Source organism: Nocardioides pacificus (assembly GCF_054775955.1).
In genome coordinates, this window is the sequence record NZ_BAAHCI010000005.1 from 1,592,092 (window position 1) to 1,607,254 (window position 15,163).

Annotated in this window: 17 protein-coding genes; 12 read left to right on the forward strand and 5 right to left on the reverse strand. The window is 72.1% G+C overall.

Translation table 11 applies throughout. The features are described 5' to 3' along the window. The first annotated feature begins 77 nt into the window (after nt 1-77). Together ACYU7L_RS10240 and ACYU7L_RS10245 are read left to right on the forward strand one after the other, a co-directional pair. Nucleotides 78-860 (forward strand): sulfite exporter TauE/SafE family protein, encoded by a 783-nt coding sequence (locus tag ACYU7L_RS10240; protein ID WP_460795824.1) that lies wholly within the window; start codon nt 78-80, stop codon nt 858-860. Continuing rightward, nucleotides 857-1,486, forward strand: a complete 630-nt coding sequence (locus tag ACYU7L_RS10245; protein WP_460795826.1) for a YigZ family protein — start codon at nt 857-859, stop codon at nt 1,484-1,486. The genes ACYU7L_RS10240 and ACYU7L_RS10245 overlap by 4 nt, the downstream gene beginning before the upstream one ends. A 50-nt stretch (nt 1,487-1,536) precedes the next feature. Here the strand turns inward: ACYU7L_RS10245 and ACYU7L_RS10250 are convergent, their stop codons facing one another. Beyond that, nucleotides 1,537-1,947: a YchJ family protein gene (locus tag ACYU7L_RS10250; protein ID WP_460795830.1), complete on the reverse strand. Its 411-nt coding sequence runs from the start codon at nt 1,945-1,947 to the stop codon at nt 1,537-1,539. 23 nt (nt 1,948-1,970) lie between these two features. Between ACYU7L_RS10250 and ACYU7L_RS10255 the strand changes: the two genes are divergently transcribed. The 8 genes from ACYU7L_RS10255 to ACYU7L_RS10290 all read left to right on the forward strand — a co-directional run bounded on the left by ACYU7L_RS10255 (nt 1,971) and on the right by ACYU7L_RS10290 (nt 9,902). Next, complete coding sequence (locus ACYU7L_RS10255) at nt 1,971-2,330, forward strand: pyridoxamine 5'-phosphate oxidase (protein ID WP_460795832.1); 360 nt, start codon at nt 1,971-1,973, stop codon at nt 2,328-2,330. Next, nucleotides 2,327-3,076, forward strand: a complete 750-nt coding sequence (locus tag ACYU7L_RS10260) for a VOC family protein (protein ID WP_460795834.1) — start codon at nt 2,327-2,329, stop codon at nt 3,074-3,076. The genes ACYU7L_RS10255 and ACYU7L_RS10260 overlap by 4 nt, the downstream gene beginning before the upstream one ends. A gap of 70 nt (nt 3,077-3,146) precedes the next feature. Beyond that, nucleotides 3,147-4,670, forward strand: coding sequence for an MFS transporter (locus tag ACYU7L_RS10265; protein ID WP_460795838.1), 1,524 nt, complete (start codon nt 3,147-3,149; stop codon nt 4,668-4,670). Nucleotides 4,671-4,681: 11 nt separating this feature from the next. Continuing rightward, nucleotides 4,682-5,206 (forward strand): DinB family protein, encoded by a 525-nt coding sequence (locus tag ACYU7L_RS10270; protein WP_460795840.1) that lies wholly within the window; start codon nt 4,682-4,684, stop codon nt 5,204-5,206. Then, nucleotides 5,203-5,700 (forward strand): GNAT family N-acetyltransferase, encoded by a 498-nt coding sequence (locus tag ACYU7L_RS10275; protein ID WP_460795842.1) that lies wholly within the window; start codon nt 5,203-5,205, stop codon nt 5,698-5,700. The genes ACYU7L_RS10270 and ACYU7L_RS10275 overlap by 4 nt, the downstream gene beginning before the upstream one ends. A gap of 55 nt (nt 5,701-5,755) precedes the next feature. Beyond that, the gene (locus ACYU7L_RS10280; RefSeq protein WP_460795844.1) at nt 5,756-7,183 is read left to right on the forward strand and encodes a MoxR family ATPase; all 1,428 of its coding nucleotides are present in this window, start codon (nt 5,756-5,758) and stop codon (nt 7,181-7,183) included. Beyond that, nucleotides 7,183-9,273, forward strand: a complete 2,091-nt coding sequence (locus ACYU7L_RS10285; RefSeq protein ID WP_460795847.1) for a vWA domain-containing protein — start codon at nt 7,183-7,185, stop codon at nt 9,271-9,273. The genes ACYU7L_RS10280 and ACYU7L_RS10285 overlap by 1 nt, the downstream gene beginning before the upstream one ends. A gap of 59 nt (nt 9,274-9,332) precedes the next feature. Further along, nucleotides 9,333-9,902: a hypothetical protein gene (locus tag ACYU7L_RS10290; protein ID WP_460795849.1), complete on the forward strand. Its 570-nt coding sequence runs from the start codon at nt 9,333-9,335 to the stop codon at nt 9,900-9,902. Nucleotides 9,903-9,927: 25 nt separating this feature from the next. Here ACYU7L_RS10290 and ACYU7L_RS10295 read toward each other — a convergent pair whose 3' ends face one another. The 3 genes from ACYU7L_RS10295 to ACYU7L_RS10305 form a co-directional block, all read right to left on the reverse strand. Beyond that, complete coding sequence (locus ACYU7L_RS10295) at nt 9,928-10,362, reverse strand: nuclear transport factor 2 family protein (protein ID WP_460795852.1); 435 nt, start codon at nt 10,360-10,362, stop codon at nt 9,928-9,930. A 17-nt stretch (nt 10,363-10,379) separates the two neighbouring features. Next, complete coding sequence (locus tag ACYU7L_RS10300; protein WP_460795854.1) at nt 10,380-11,312, reverse strand: mycothiol transferase; 933 nt, start codon at nt 11,310-11,312, stop codon at nt 10,380-10,382. 169 nt (nt 11,313-11,481) lie between these two features. Next, nucleotides 11,482-12,972, reverse strand: a complete 1,491-nt coding sequence (locus ACYU7L_RS10305; RefSeq protein WP_460795857.1) for an HNH endonuclease signature motif containing protein — start codon at nt 12,970-12,972, stop codon at nt 11,482-11,484. Nucleotides 12,973-13,072: 100 nt separating this feature from the next. Here ACYU7L_RS10305 and ACYU7L_RS10310 point away from each other — a divergent pair, with 100 nt between their 5' ends. Then, nucleotides 13,073-13,261, forward strand: a complete 189-nt coding sequence (locus ACYU7L_RS10310; RefSeq protein ID WP_460795859.1) for a hypothetical protein — start codon at nt 13,073-13,075, stop codon at nt 13,259-13,261. On the opposite strand, the gene msrA is transcribed toward ACYU7L_RS10310, so the two are convergent. After that, nucleotides 13,213-13,917 carry a peptide-methionine (S)-S-oxide reductase MsrA gene (msrA, locus tag ACYU7L_RS10315; RefSeq protein ID WP_460796648.1) on the reverse strand — a complete coding sequence of 235 codons (705 nt, stop codon included), beginning with the start codon at nt 13,915-13,917 and terminating at the stop codon, nt 13,213-13,215. The genes ACYU7L_RS10310 and msrA overlap by 49 nt on opposite strands. Nucleotides 13,918-13,991: 74 nt before the next feature. Here msrA and ACYU7L_RS10320 point away from each other — a divergent pair, with 74 nt between their 5' ends. After that, complete coding sequence (locus ACYU7L_RS10320) at nt 13,992-15,155, forward strand: cystathionine gamma-synthase (RefSeq protein ID WP_460795862.1); 1,164 nt, start codon at nt 13,992-13,994, stop codon at nt 15,153-15,155. Nucleotides 15,156-15,163 lie beyond the last annotated feature (8 nt).

The window sequence follows — 15,163 nt, forward strand, 5'->3', positions numbered from 1 at the left end:
ACCGGGGATTCATGCAGCCCTATGAGCCCCTCAGGCCCACCACGGCCAGTCCGGTGACGGCTGCATAGGGTGCAGGCATGGACGACCCCACCACCACCGTCCTGCTCCTGCTCGGGCTGGCGGCGCTGGCGGCGGGGTTCGTCGACGCGGTGGTCGGCGGGGGCGGACTGATCCAGCTGCCGGCGCTCGTCATCGGGCTGCCGGGCGCGTCGCCGGTGCAGCTGCTGGCCACCAACAAGCTCGCGAGCATCTGCGGCACGACGGTCAGCTCGGTGACCTACTTCCGCCGGATCCGGCCGGACCCGCGCACGTTCCTGCCGTTGATGGCGTCGGCCTTCGCGGGATCGCTGGGCGGAGCGCTGATCGCGAGCCTGATCCCGCGCTCGGCGTTCGACCCGATCGTGCTGGTGGTGCTGGTCCTGGTCGGGGCCTACGTCGTGATGAAGCCCAGCGTCGGCGAGCTGACGCTGCTGCGCTTCGAGGGCCGCCGCCACCTGTGGGCGACCGCGCTCACCGGGCTGATCGTCGGTTTCTACGACGGCGCGCTCGGTCCCGGCACCGGCTCGTTCTTCGTGTTCGCGCTGGTGGGGCTGCTCGGCTACGGCTTCCTCGAGGCCTCGGCCAAGGCGCGGATGGCCAACTGGGCCACCAACCTGGCCGCGCTGGTCATCTTCGTCCCTCAGGGTGCGGTGCTCTGGCACGTCGGGCTGCTGATGGGCGTCGCCAACCTCGTCGGCGGCTACCTCGGCGCCCGCCTCGCGGTGGCCAAGGGCGCCGGGCTGGTCCGGGCCTTCTTCATCATCGTCGTGTCGGCGTTCATCGTGCGCATCGGCGGCGACGTCCTCGGGTTCTGGGGATGAGCGTCTCCTCCTACCTCGTCCCGGCCCGCGACGGCGAGGCGTCGATCGAGATCAAGCGCTCCCGCTTCCTCGCCACCGTGGCCCGCGTCGAGGACGAGGCGGCCGCCCGCGCGGTCGTCGAGCGGCTGCGCAAGCAGCACTGGGACGCCCGCCACCACTGCTCCGCGTTCGTGCTCGGTCCCGACGGGGCGCTCCAGCGCTCCAGCGACGACGGCGAGCCGGCCGGTACGGCGGGCGCCCCGATGCTCGAGGTCCTCCGCGGCCGCGAGGTCTCCGACGTGGTCGTGGTCGTCACCCGCTGGTTCGGCGGCATCCTGCTCGGCGCGGGCGGCCTGGTCCGAGCGTACGGCGACGCGGTGCGCGCCGGCCTCGACGAGGTCGGCACCCGGCGTCGCGACCTGGTCCGGGAGTTCACGCTCAGCGTCGACCACGCCGACGCGGGCCGGCTCGAGAACGACCTGCGCACCCGCGGCATCGCGATCCTCGGCACCGACTACGCGGCCCGCGCCACGTTGCGGATCGGCGTCGCCGACGAGACGGCGGACGCGCTGCCCGGGCTGCTGGCCGAGCTCACCGCCGGCTCCGCGGTCGCCGAGCCCGCGGGTGAGCGCTGGGTCGATCGGTAGGAGGGGTCGATCGGTAGGAGGGGTGGATCGCTGACCGGACGGACCGCGGGTCAGCCCACGTCCCCGTCGACGTAGACCCAGCGCCCACCCCGCCGCGCGAACCGGCTCCGCTCCACCAGCTCGTCGACCCCCGCGGCGGTGCGGAACCGCGCCCGGAACGCCACCACGCCCTCCACGTCGTCGGGGCCGCCGGCCACCACCTCGACGACCTCGAGGCCCAGCCACTCGAGGCCCGGGTCGGCGGTGAGGTCGTCGGGACGGGTGCGCGGGTGCCAGGTCCGGAAGACGTGGTCGAGGTCCCCGACCGCATAGGCCGAGTAGCGCGAGCGCATCAGCTCCTCAGCCGTCCCCGCCTGGCGCTGCTGGCGGTGCAGCGGCCCGCAGCACGCGTCGTACGCATCGCCCGAGCCGCAGGGGCACACGCGCCCGAAGAGCTCCTTGAGGTCTACTGAGTCAGCCACGCGCCGCAGCGTAGCCTCGGGCCATGAGCATCCCCGTGGCTGTCTCCGAGCTCCCCGCCACGCTGACCGGCTTCGGCGTCGGCTACCTGCTGACCGCCGGGGACCCGGCCGAGCGCCCGGGCGTCAAGGCCGTCTCCGTCGCCCCGGACCTGCGCGACGGCGTGCTCGTCGTACGCGCACCGGGCCGCGGCTCGCTGGCCAACGCGACCCACCAGCCGGCCGTCACCGTGCTCTACCCGCCGCGCGAGGAGGGCGGCTACTCGCTGCTCGTCGACGGGCAGGCGCAGGTCGCCGGCGACGACGTGCTGGTCACACCCACCTCCGCGGTGCTCCACCGACCCGTCGACCAGGGGGCGGTCGATCAGGGGCCCGCGCACCCGTGAGCGCGCCGTTCTGGATCTCCGCGTTCCTCGACCTCGCGCCCGGGGAGCACGGGGAGGCGACCCGCTTCTGGGCGGCGGTCACGGGGTACGACGTGTCCCCGGCGCGCGGCGCGCAGGGCGAGTTCACGACGCTCGTGCCGCCGGACGGCGACGACCACCTCCGCCTCCAGCGACTGGGCGATGGTCCGTCGCGGATCCACCTCGACGTGCACGTCGAGGACCCTGAGAGCGAGGCGGAGCGGGCCGTCGGCCTGGGGGCGAGCGTCGTCGCCCGGCCGCCGAAGGGGTACGTCGTGCTCGCCTCGCCGGGCGGGCTGGTCCTCTGCCTGGTGACGCATCCGTCGCGTCGTCGGCCCCCACCGGCGGACTGGGGCGGGCACCAGAGCATCCTCGACCAGGTGTGCATCGACGTCCCCGGCGAGCACTGGGACTCCGAGCGTGCCTTCTGGTCCGCGCTCACCGGGCAGGCGCCGCGGGCCTCGACGGTCAGCGACTCCTTCGTCGCCCTGGAGCGACCGCCGGGGATGGCGCTGCGGCTGCTGATGCAGCGCCTGGACGAGCCGACCGGCGCGGTGCGCGCCCACCTCGACCTCTCCACCACCGACCGCGCCGCCGAGGCCGCCCGCCACGAGGCGCTCGGGGCGAGCATCCAGGACATCCACGAGCGCTGGACGGTGCTGCGCGCCCCCACCGGCACGTCGTACTGCCTCACCGACCGGGATCCGCGGACCGGTCGGCTGCCCTGATCCGGCTAAGGTGCGCTGGTTGCGTTCTGCAACGAGCGGCCGACATCGGCATCACCGACGGGGGGGCGACGTGAGCAGCGGGACCATCGACGCGCGCCGGGCCCACCACTGGCTGACGTTCGGGGTGCTCGCGGTAGCCGTCTCGGCGTTCACCCTGCTGCAGTCACTGATCGTGCCCGTGCTGCCGGAGGTACAGCGTGAGCTGAGCACCGACCAGGCCACGGTCACCTGGGTGCTCACCGGCTACCTGCTCTCCGCGTCCATCTGCACCCCCCTGATCGGACGCATCGGCGACGTCGTCGGCAAGAAGCGGATGCTCGTCTTCGTGCTCACCGCGCTGACGGTGGGCTCGGGCATGGCGGCGCTGTCCACCACCGTCGAGTGGCTGATCGTGGCGCGGGTCGTCCAGGGTGCGGGCGGGGGAGTGCTGCCGCTGTCCTTCGGGATCATCCGCGACGAGTTCCCCCGCGAGCGCGTCAGCTATGCCATCAGCGTGATCGCCTCGCTCTCCGCGGTCGGGTTCGGCATCGGGATCGTGGTCGCCGGACCGATCGTCGACGGGCTCGGCTATCCCTGGCTGTTCTGGCTGCCGATGATCGCCACCGCCGTCGCGGGCCTGACCGCCGTCGTCCTGGTGCCCGAGTCGCCGGTGCGGACCCCCACCCGCCTGCCGGTGCTGCCGGCGCTGCTGCTGTCGACGTGGCTGGTTGCGCTGCTGATGGCGATCAGCCACGGCAACGACTGGGGCTGGGCCTCGGTGCGAGTGGTCGGTCTGCTCGTGGTCGCCGTCGTCGTCCTGGTCGTTTGGGTGGTGCTCGAGAGCCGGATCGAGGTGCCGCTCATCGACATGGCGATGATGCGACGCCGTGGGGTGTGGACGACGAACGTCGTCGCGGCCTGCGTGGGCTTCTCGATGTTCGCCTCGTTCGGCTTCCTCCCGCAGTTCCTGCAGACGCCGCCGTCGGCCGGCTACGGCCTGGGCGCCAGCATCAGCGAGTCGGGGCGGCTGATGCTGCCCTCGGCGCTGGGCAGCTTTCTGATCGGCTTCGCGACCGCGCCGCTGGTCCGGGTGTTCGGCGGGCGCCGGGTCGTGGTCACCGGCACGCTCACCAGCGCCCTGGCCTTCACCCTGCTCGCGCTCTTCCACGACGAGGCCTGGCAGGTCGTGGCGGTGACCTCGATCCAGGGGTTCGGCTCGGGTCTGGTCTTCTCCAGCCTCGCCGGGATCGTGGTCGCGTCCGTGCCGCCGTCGCAGACCGGAGTGGCCAGCGGGATGAACGCCAACATCCGCACCATCGGCGGTGCGGTCGGCTCGGCCGTGATGGCCGGGGTCGTGACCTCCCACATCGGTGTCGGCGGGCTGCCTGCCGAGCGGGGCTACACGATCGGCTTCTCGGTGATGGCGGGCCTGATGGTGGTGGCCGCGCTCGCCGCGCTGGCGCTGCCCGACAGCCACGAGCAGCACACGCACGACGCCCTCGAGGACGCCGACAACGCGGGTCTCGGGATGGTCGCCGTCGGCTCCCGGCCGTCGATCGAGGGGCCGTCGCGACACCGGCGCAATCCGGATGCCGGCGACGGCGCCGGTCACTAGGCTGCCTCACCATGATCGAACGCAGGGACCCGCCGATCGCCGGCGACGAGATCACGACGCTGCGCGGATGGCTCGACTTCCACCGCGACACGCTTCGTCTCAAGACCGCCGGCCTGGACGCGACGCAGCTCGACACAGCCCTGGCCCCCAGCTCGCTCACCCTGGGCGGACTGCTCGCGCACCTCGCGTTCGTCGAGGACTACTGGCTGCCGCACGTGATGGCAGGGCGCGACCCGGCCGCGCCCTGGGCCGGGATCGACTGGCGCGCCGACCGCGACGCCGACTTCCACCTGGCGGCGGGCAGGGAGCCCGGTGAGCTGCACGCGCTCCTCGACGACGCGGTCGCCGCCTCCGACCGGGTCCTCGACGAGCTGCTGGCCGACGGCGATGGCCTGGAGCGACTCTCAGCGCGGAGCCGTCACGGCAACCACGTCAGCCTGCGCTGGACGCTCACGCACCTGATCGAGGAGTACGCCCGCCACAACGGCCACGCGGACCTGATCCGCGAGGCCCTCGACGGGAGCACCGGCGAGTGAGCGACATCAGGGGGGCCACCGCCGACGACTGGCCCGCGATCTGGCCGATCTTCTCCGAGACCGTCGCCGCCGGTGAGACCTACGCCTACCCCGCCGACCTGTCCAGCGAGCAGGCGCGGGCACTGTGGGTCGAGCCCGCGCCGGGGCACGCCGTCGTACTCACCGCCGAGGGACAGGTCCTCGGCACCGCCAAGATGGGGCCGAACCGTCCCGGCAACGGCGCCCACGTCGGCACCGCCAGCTTCATGGTCGCGCCCGAGGCGCGCGGGCGCGGGGTGGGTCGCCGGCTGGGGGAGTACGTCGTGCAGTGGCACCGCGACGCCGGGTTCCGCGCGATCCAGTTCAACGCCGTCGTGGAGACCAACACCGCGGCCGTCCGGCTGTGGGAGAGCCTGGGGTTCACGATCGTCGGGACCGTGCCGGGCGCGTTCCGCTCGCCGGCGCACGGCTACGTCGGTCTGCACGTGATGCACCTGGACCTGACGACGGACTGAGCGGGACCCTCGCTGGCACCCGGCCTCCCTTGCGCCCCGGACTAGCGTTGAGGGCGTGACCCACGGACCCTCCTCCGCTGCCTCGACCACCGCGATCCCCACCCCCACCATCTCCACTCTGGGGGAGCTGCGCGCCTCCGGGCACGAGCTCCGCAGCCTGCGCGCCGAGATCCGCGCCAACCTCCTCGCCGCCCTCGCCGAGGGCCGCGACCCCTGGCCCGGCCTGCACGGCTTCGAGTCGACGGTGATCCCGCAGATCGAGCGGGCGCTGATCGCCGGCCACGACATCGTGCTGCTCGGCGAGCGCGGGCAGGGCAAGACCCGGCTGCTGCGCACGCTGGTGACCCTGCTCGACGAGTGGACGCCGATGATCGCCGGCTCCGAGCTCGGCGAGCACCCCTACGACCCCGTCACCCCGGCGTCGCGGCGGCGCGTGGCCGAGCTCGGCGAGGACCTGCCCGTCGCCTGGCGCCACCGCAGCGAGCGGTACGCCGAGAAGCTCGCGACGCCGGACACCTCGGTGGCCGACCTTATCGGCGACGTCGACCCGATGAAGGTGGCCGAGGGCCGCTCCCTGGGCGACCCCGAGACGATCCACTTCGGCCTGATCCCGCGCAGCCACCGCGGCATCGTGGCGATCAACGAGCTCCCAGACCTGGCCGAACGGATCCAGGTCGCGATGCTCAACGTGATGGAGGAGCGCGACATCCAGATCCGCGGCTACGTGCTGCGCCTGGACCTCGACGTGCTCGTCGTCGCGAGCGCCAACCCCGAGGACTACACCAACCGCGGACGGATCATCACGCCGCTCAAGGACCGCTTCGGTGCGGAGATCCGGACCCACTACCCGACCGAGCTGGTCGACGAGGTCGCGGTCATCCGGCAGGAGTCCCGGATGGTGGCGAAGGTGCCGGACCACCTGATCGAGATCCTCGCCCGCTTCACCCGCTCGCTGCGCGAGTCGTCCGCGGTCGACCAGCGCTCGGGCGTCTCCGCGCGCTTCGCCATCGCCGGCGCCGAGACCATCGCCGCCTCGGCGCTGCACCGCGCGACCGTCCAGGGCGAGGAGGTGGCCGTCGCCCGCGTCGTCGACCTGGAGACGGCCGTCGACGTGCTCGGCGGCAAGGTCGAGTTCGAGACCGGTGAGGAGGGCCGCGAGCAGCAGGTCCTCGAGCACCTGCTGCGTCTCTCGACCGCCGAGACCGTGCGCCACCACCTGCGCGGCATCGACTTCGCGCTGCTCGTCGACGCGATCGAGGAGGGTGCCTCGGTGACCACGGGCGAGCAGGTGAGCGCCCGCGACTTCCTCGCCGGGCTGCCGGTGCTGGGCGAGTCCGACCTCTACGACCAGGTGACCGACCGGCTCGAGGCAAGTGACGACGGCGAGCGCGCCAGCGCCATCGAGCTCGCGCTGGAAGGGCTCTTCCTGGCCCGCAAGGTCGGCAAGGAGTCCAGCGAGACCGGCGAGACGACGTACGGCTGATGGCCGGTCCAGGGAAGCACCCGGCCGACAAGAACCGGGCCGACAAGCACCGGGCCCGCTACGCGCGGTACGACGGCGGGCCCGACCCGCTGGCACCGCCGGTGGACCTCGCCGACGCGCTCGACGCGATCGGCGAGGACGTGATGGCCGGCTACTCGCCCGAGCGCGCCATGCGGGAGTACCTGCGCCGCGGCAGCGACAACCAGCGCGGCCTCGACGACCTGACCCGCCGGGTCGCCGAGAAGCGCAAGGAGCTGCTCGCCAAGCACAACCTCGACGGCACCCTGCAGGAGGTGCGCGAGCTGCTGGACCGCGCCGTGCTCGAGGAGCGCAAGCAGCTGGCGCGCGACCTCGACGACGACGCCCGGTTCGCCGAGATGCGGATGGGCAACCTGCCCCCCTCGACGGCGGCGGCGGTCAACGAGCTGGGCGACTACCAGTGGCGCAGCCCCCAGGCCCGCCAGGACTTCGAGAAGATCAAGGACCTGCTCGGCCGCGAGATGCTCGACCAGCGCTTCGCCGGCATGAAGCAGGCGCTGGAGGGAGCGACCGAGGAGGATCGCGCGGCGATCGCCGAGATGCTCGCGGACCTCAACGAGCTCCTCGCGAAGCACGCTCGCGGCGAGGACACCGCGCAGGCCTTCGAGCAGTTCATGGACAAGCACGGGGACTTCTTCCCCGAGCAGCCGCGCGACATCGAGGAGCTGCTCGACGCCCTGGCGGCGCGGGCCGCGGCGGCCCAGCGAATGCGCAACTCGATGACGCAGGAGCAGCGCGACGAGCTCGACGCCCTCGCCGCCCAGGCCTTCGGCTCTCCTGAGCTGATGGACCAGCTCTCCGCGCTCGACGCCAACCTGCAGACGCTGCGACCCGGCGAGGACTGGTCGGGCTCGGAGCAGTTCGACGGGGAGCAGGGGCTCGGCCTGGGGGACGGCACGGGCGCCCTGCAGGACCTCGCGGACCTTGACGACCTCGCCGAGCAGCTCGCCCAGTCCTATGCCGGCGCGCGGATGGACGACGTCGACCTCGACAAGCTGGCGCGCCAGCTGGGCGACGAGGCGGCCGTCGACGCGCGCACGCTGTCGGAGCTGGAGAAGGCGCTGCGCGACTCCGGCTACATGAAGCGCGGCACCGACGGGCAGCTGCGGCTCTCGCCCAAGGCGATGCGTCAGCTCGGGAAGGCGCTGCTGCGCGACGTCGCGCAACGGATCTCCGGACGGCAGGGCAACCGCGACCTGCGGCGCGCCGGCGCGGCGGGGGAGCGCAGCGGCGCGACGCGGGAGTGGGAGTTCGGCGACACCGAGCCGTGGGACGTCACCCGGTCGGTGCTCAACGCGGTGACGCGTACGGCGGGGGAGGGAGGTGTCCTCCCCACCACGTCCGGGCGGCGTCCGGTGCGGCTGGAGATCGGCGACGTCGAGGTGATGGAGACCGAGGCGCGCACCCAGGCGGCGGTCGCGCTGCTGGTCGACACGTCGTTCTCGATGGCGATGGACGGACGATGGGTGCCGATGAAGCGGACCGCGCTCGCGCTGCACACGCTGATCCGCAGTCGTTTCCGCGGCGACCACCTCCAGCTGATCGGCTTCGGCCGGCACGCGGAGGTGATGGACATCGAGGAGCTCACCGCGCTCGACGCGATGTGGGCCAAGGGGACCAACCTCCACCACGCGCTGCTGCTGGCCAACCGGCACTTCCGCAAGCATCCCAACGCCCAGCCGGTGCTGCTGATCTTGACCGACGGTGAGCCGACCGCCCACCTCGAGCCGGACGGGGAGGTGTGGTTCTCCTACCCCCCGCACCCGCTGACCGTGGCCTACAGCGTCAAGGAGCTCGACGCGGCCGGACGGCTGGGTGCGCAGACGACGTTCTTCCGGCTGGGGGACGACCCTGGTCTGGCGCGCTTCATCGACCAGATGGCGCGTCGGGTCGACGGCCGGGTGGTCGCGCCGGAGCTCGACGATCTGGGGGCCGCGGTGGTGGGCAGCTACCTCGGGTCCCGGCGAGGCGGCGCCGGCGGAGGCGGGGGCACGAGTGGGGGCAGGTTCGGCGACATGTTCGGGGGCCGCGGCTTCTGGGTCGGCGACTGAGTCCCACCATGTGAGCCGGCTCATGTTCAGAGCCGGTCTAGTCAGGGAAGGGTGGGCAGGTGCCTTCCCTTCCCGATCCCCGGCAGGACCTCGCCACGAGGGCTGCCTCGTGGCCGCTCCTCGCGGTGGCCGCGGGTGTGACCGTGGTGACCGTCGGGGTGGGCGCCGTGCTCGTGGAGCCTGCCCCCGGTCGGCTCGTGGCCACCGACGACGGGCAGATCGCCGAGCTGACGGGCGCCCGCCCGGTCAATGCCGCCCGGTCCGGAGCCCCGGAGGTCCTGGGAGGGACCCATCTGCGACGGCACTCGGCGAAGCCCTCGCCCGCGTCCGGTGCGTCGTCCTCGCAGGGCTCGCCGTCGCGGCGAGGGCCGGGCGAACAGCCGCTGAACGGCGCGCCCGGGCCTGAGGAGACGGATCCGCGCCCGGGCTCCGATCCTTCGACGAGCGAGCCGTCGCCCCTGGTGACCACCGAGCCGGAGCCCGACTCGTCTCCGGCTCCTTCTCCGTCCGGAGGCGCCTCGCCGACGTCCGAGCCGACCTCCGCGCCCACGAGCGATCCGGACCCCACACCGGAGCCGGAACCGGAGCGCGACCCCTGGCCGCCCAAGCCGTCCTGGTGGCCCTGGTAACGAGCCCAAGGGCGGGCCAGGAAGCTCAGCCGTGGACCCGCTGCAGCTCCTCGCCCATCTTGGCGACGACCGCGTGGAGCGCCTTGAGGGGACGGATCATCACCGTGAACTCCTGGATCAGCCCGTCGGCGTTCCAGGTGATCCGGTCGATGCCATGCACCTCGAGTCCCTCGACGGTGGTGGAGAACTCCAGGATGGCGTCGCTCTCGCGCACCCACTCGTCGTCGTACCGGAACCCGTCGCCCACCCCGTTGTCGAGCACGACCATGGCAGCGGAGAGGTACGCCGCGACGAGGTCGCGGCCCTCCTGGGGCCGGTGCACGGCGGGGGAGCGGAAGATCGCGTCCTCGGCGATCATCGCGGGGAGCAGGGAGGAGTCGCGCGAGGTGAAGACCTCGTGCCAGCGCTGCAATCCGCGAGCGGCTGGGGTGGTGTCGTCCTGGTGGTTGGTGTCGGGCATGGGACGACCGTAGCGGCCTACTCGCCGGTGCGGCCGTCGATGCGCTCGCGGAGCAGGTCGGCGTGCCCGTTGTGGCGCGCGTACTCCTCGATCAGGTGGACCAGCACCTCGCGCACGGAGATCGGCCCGTCCTCGCTCGACCCTGTGCTCGAGAGGTCGGCGGTGTCGTGGACGAACTGGTCGGTGAACGCGCACTCCGCGCGCCAGGCCGCCCAGGCCTCCTCGACCGCCACCGGGTCGGCGACGTCGCCGTCGAACGCTGCGTCGCGGTTGTCGGGCTGCCGAAAGTGGAAGTCGACCTCCTGGCCGGCCAGCCGGCGACGGGACCACGACAGCTCGACGTCCGCGAGGTGGCGCACCAGCCCGAGCAACGACATCGTGGACGGCGGGACCGAGCGCCGCGCCAGCTGGGCGGCGTTGAGCCCCGAGCACTTCATCTCCAGCGTCAACCGCTGGGTGCGCAGGTATTCCAGGAGCGTGGTGCGCTCGTCGCCCCGCGATGGTCCGCCCTCACGGGGATCGTCCTCCGGGTCCACCCACATGTCGGGGCGGGCGCGCGAGGGGCCTGCCGTCTTGGAGACGAGCTCGACGAGGTTCCCGTCGGGGTCGCGCACGACCGCGTTGCGGTTGTCGTTGCCGGCATCGTGCGGCTCCTTGACGGCCGGGGCGCCCGCCGCCACCAGGTCGGCGTACGTCGCATCCACGTCGTCGTTCCACAGCACGAGCGCCATCGCAGGGGTGCCCGGGGTGCTGTCGATCCCGTGCACCCGCCTGGCTGCCTCGACGGTGCCCAGCCCGAGCGTGAAGCCACCGGCCGCGAACTCGATGTGCTCAGGTGTCCCGGACGCGGGCGTCCTGAACGTCTCGGCGAGCCCGAGCCGGTCGCGGTAGAACACGATGGCGGCCTCCATGTCGCCGGTGAAGACGTTGACCATGCCCGAGGTGATCATGGAGGGCACTCTAATGCGCCGGACCCCGCCCGCCCCCTCGTTGGTCGAGCAGGTTGCGCAGCCCCCTCGCTGGTCGAGCAGGTTGCGCAGCAACCGACGTCGAGACCACCCGTAGACGCGCCGAAACCCCCGCCCGGTGCTGCCTACGACGGGGTCCGGGGCGGTACAGCTACTGGTCGGGTGGTGGTACGGCGCGCGACCGGTCGCGGGTCACGTCGAGCGTCCCAGTGTGATCACGCAGGTACTGATACCCCTGCGGACTCGTCCACAGGAACGTCCCGGGATCGATGACGGTGTAGGACCACGGCGAATGCGTCTTGTGACGGTGATGCCGCCGACACAACGGAGCCAGATTGCACGAACACGTATCTCCGCCGGCCGCGTGTTCCCGGACGTGGTCACAGTCCGCCCGGTGCCCATCAGGCTTGAGCTTGCGGGCTGGTCGGGTGCACCACGGGAACACGCAGCTGTGGTTGATCAACCCGATGCGCTCGACCAGTCGGTCGGGGACCTCGTAGGCGTTGACGTGGACGTGGTCCTCCAGATCGATGACCGGCTTCACCACGACCTGGGTGTCAGGGTTGGCGCACCAGTCGCGGACCTGATCGACCGAGACGAAGGAGCGGGTGTTCTCCACCCGGGCGAGGTGGATCCCGTCCCGGACCCCGTCGCGATCAGCGCCGACGCTGTTGTCGAGGCTCCGGGCGCGCAGGGCGTCGTGGGAGAGGTGGACGTAGAGCACGACCTGACGCGGACGACGTCCCGCGCCACGAGCGGGGGCCGGGCCGTCAGGGGCCGTAGAGGATGAGCGCGGTTGATCGGAAGGAGGGGGTGAGTCGGATCCACCGCGCTGAGCGGGTGCGGCGACATCGTCGGGGGTGCCGGGGTCATCGCTGGTGGTGTTGAGGTCGAACGCCAGCTGCTGACGGGCGAGGTCCGCGACCGCCTTCGCCCGGCGGACATCGAGGGGCTCCTCCGAGCCCAGGGCACGCTGGGCCTCCGCACCCGCTGCCACGGCGGCGTCGAGGTCCATCGCGTCCGCGATGTCGAGCTCGCCTCGGATCTGCATGGTGCCCTCGTAGGAGACCTGGTCGGTGTCCACATCGAAGCAGCGCCCGTCGGCCGCGGCGCGGCGGCGCTGTTCGGCGTCCTCGGGCTGGAACCGGACCCGGGCCTCCTCGATCAGCCGGTCCAGGGCCGCGATGCCGATCTTGTGCGCGACCGGCGCGACGTGACGGTCCACGAACGCCGCACCAGCGGGCACGAGGCTCATCGTGGCGTCGGCGATGCGGCGGGCCTTCCACGCCACCAGGTCACCGGCACAGACCCGCTTCCACACCTTCGGGAGGCGATACCTGAGCTCGACGGCTTGGCCGATGTAGCGGTTGCCGGCGTCGGTGGAGAGTCCGACGGCGAGGGCGAACTCGGTGATCGCGAACTCCGCGACCAAAGGTGCACCGGGCCCGGCGATGGGGAGGCCGTGGTCGCCGTACCCGTCGTGGGCCATTGCGGCGTCGGTGAGGGAGTCGACCGAGTGCATCGCCGCCCAGTCCACGGCCAACCGAAGCTGTCGAGCCTCTGCCGCATCAGCTCCGACACGGGTGATCCGGGCAGCCTCCAGCACCGCGGCGGCGGTGTCGGGGGCGGCTGTCTGGGTCATGGATCTATTGGATCAGGGACCGCCGACAGTGACCCCGCCCAGAAGCGGGGCGACGCGCCATCTGTGGAGAACTTTTTTCGCGGGTGGGTCTCGACGTCGGTTGCTGCGCAACCTGCTCGACCAGCGGGTGGGGCTGCGCAACCTGCTCGACCAACGAGCGGGGCTGCGCAACCTGCTCGACCAGCGGGTGGGGCTGCGCAACCTGCTCGACCACCGAACGGGGCTGCGCAGCCCCGAGGCTCAGACGGTCTCGGGGAACGGCACGCCGGTGGCGGAGTGGCAGCGGTAGCCGTTGGGGACCTTGACGAGGTACTGCTGGTGCATGTCCTCGGCGTAGTAGTAGGCAGGCGTCGGGGCGACCTCGGTGGTGATCTCGCCGTAGCCGCGGTCGGTGAGCGCGGGCTGGTAGGCGCGGATCATCTCCTCGGCGACCTGGCGCTGCTCGTCGGAGGTGTAGTAGATCGCGGAGCGGTACTGCGTGCCGAGGTCGTTGCCCTGGCGCATGCCCTGGGTCGGGTCGTGGACCTCGAAGAAGGCGCGCACCAGCGCGGCGTACGAGACCTTCGTGGGGTCGTAGACGACGCGGACGGCCTCGGTGTGGCCGGTGCGGCCCGAGCAGACCTCCTCGTACGACGGGTTGGGGGTGATGCCGCCCGCATAGCCGGCGGAGGTGGACCACACGCCCGGGATCTGCCAGAAGATCTCCTCCGCGCCCCAGAAGCAGCCGAGGCCGAAGAGCGCGACCTCGAGGCCGTCGGGGACCTCGTCGGTGACCAGCGGAGCGTCGAGGACCAGGTGCCGCTCGGCCAACGGGAACCAGCGCTCGGGGCGGCCGGGCAGTGCCTCGTCTGCGGTCGGCAGCGTGGACTTGTTGCGGTTCAGGAACACGTGAACTCCCAGGGGCTCGGGGCCGCCCGGAGGCGGGCCGTCGTCGGCGGCGGTCATCGGGGTCAACAGCGGACGGCCCGCAATCGTTCCCGAGATCGTGCCTGTCCCCGGACAGCACTACAGTCGGCCAGATGAGCGAGCAGGAGCACCAGTCCAAGTCCGGCTTCGAGACGCGTGCGATCCACGCCGGCTATGAGCCCGACCCGATGACGGGGGCGGTCATCCCGCCCATCTACGCGACCAGCACCTACAAGCAGGACGGTGTGGGCGGCATGCGCGGCGGCTACGAGTACAGCCGCTCGGGCAACCCCACGCGCACCGCGCTCGAGGGCAACATCGCGGCGCTGGAGGAGGGGGAGCGCGGCTTCGCGTTCGCCTCCGGCCTCGCCGCCGAGGACACCCTGATCCGGGCGCTGTGCCGACCGGGCGACCACGTCGTGATCCCCGACGACGCCTACGGCGGCACCTACCGGCTCTTCGACAAGGTCGAGAAGGTCTGGGGTCTCGGGTACGACGCGGCGCCGGTCTCCGACGTCGACGCGGTGCGCGCCGCGATCCGCCCGGGCGAGACCAAGCTCGTCTGGGTCGAGACGCCCACCAACCCGCTGCTCAACATCGGCGACATCGAGGCCCTCGCGGCCGTCGCCCATGACGCCGGCGCCCTGCTGGTCGTCGACAACACCTTTGCCTCGCCCTACCTCCAGCAGCCGCTGACGCTGGGTGCCGACGTGGTGGTGCACTCCACCACGAAGTACTGCGGCGGTCACTCCGACGTGGTCGGCGGGGCACTCGTCGTGAAGGACCTCGACGTCGCCGAGAAGGTCGCCTTCCACCAGAACTCCATGGGCGCCGTCGCCGGCCCGTTCGACTCCTGGCTGGTGCTGCGCGGCCTGAAGACGCTCGGGGTCCGGATGGACCGGCACTGCGACAACGCCGAGCGGATCGTCGAGTTCCTCACCGCCCACCCCAAGGTGGCGCAGGTGATCTACCCCGGTCTCGAGGAGCACCCCGGCCACGCGGTCGCGGCCAAGCAGATGAAGCGCTTCGGCGGCATGGTCTCCTTCCGCGTCACCGGCGGCGAGCAGCACGCGCTCGACGTGTGCGAGCGCGCCGAGGTCTTCACTCTCGGGGAGTCGCTCGGCGGCGTCGAGTCGCTCATCGAGCACCCCGGCCGGATGACCCACGCCAGCGTCGCCGGCACCGACCTCGAGGTCCCCTCCGACCTGGTCCGGATCAGCGTCGGCATCGAGACCGTCGAGGACCTGCTCGCCGACCTCGACCGTGCCCTCGGCTGACCCGCAGC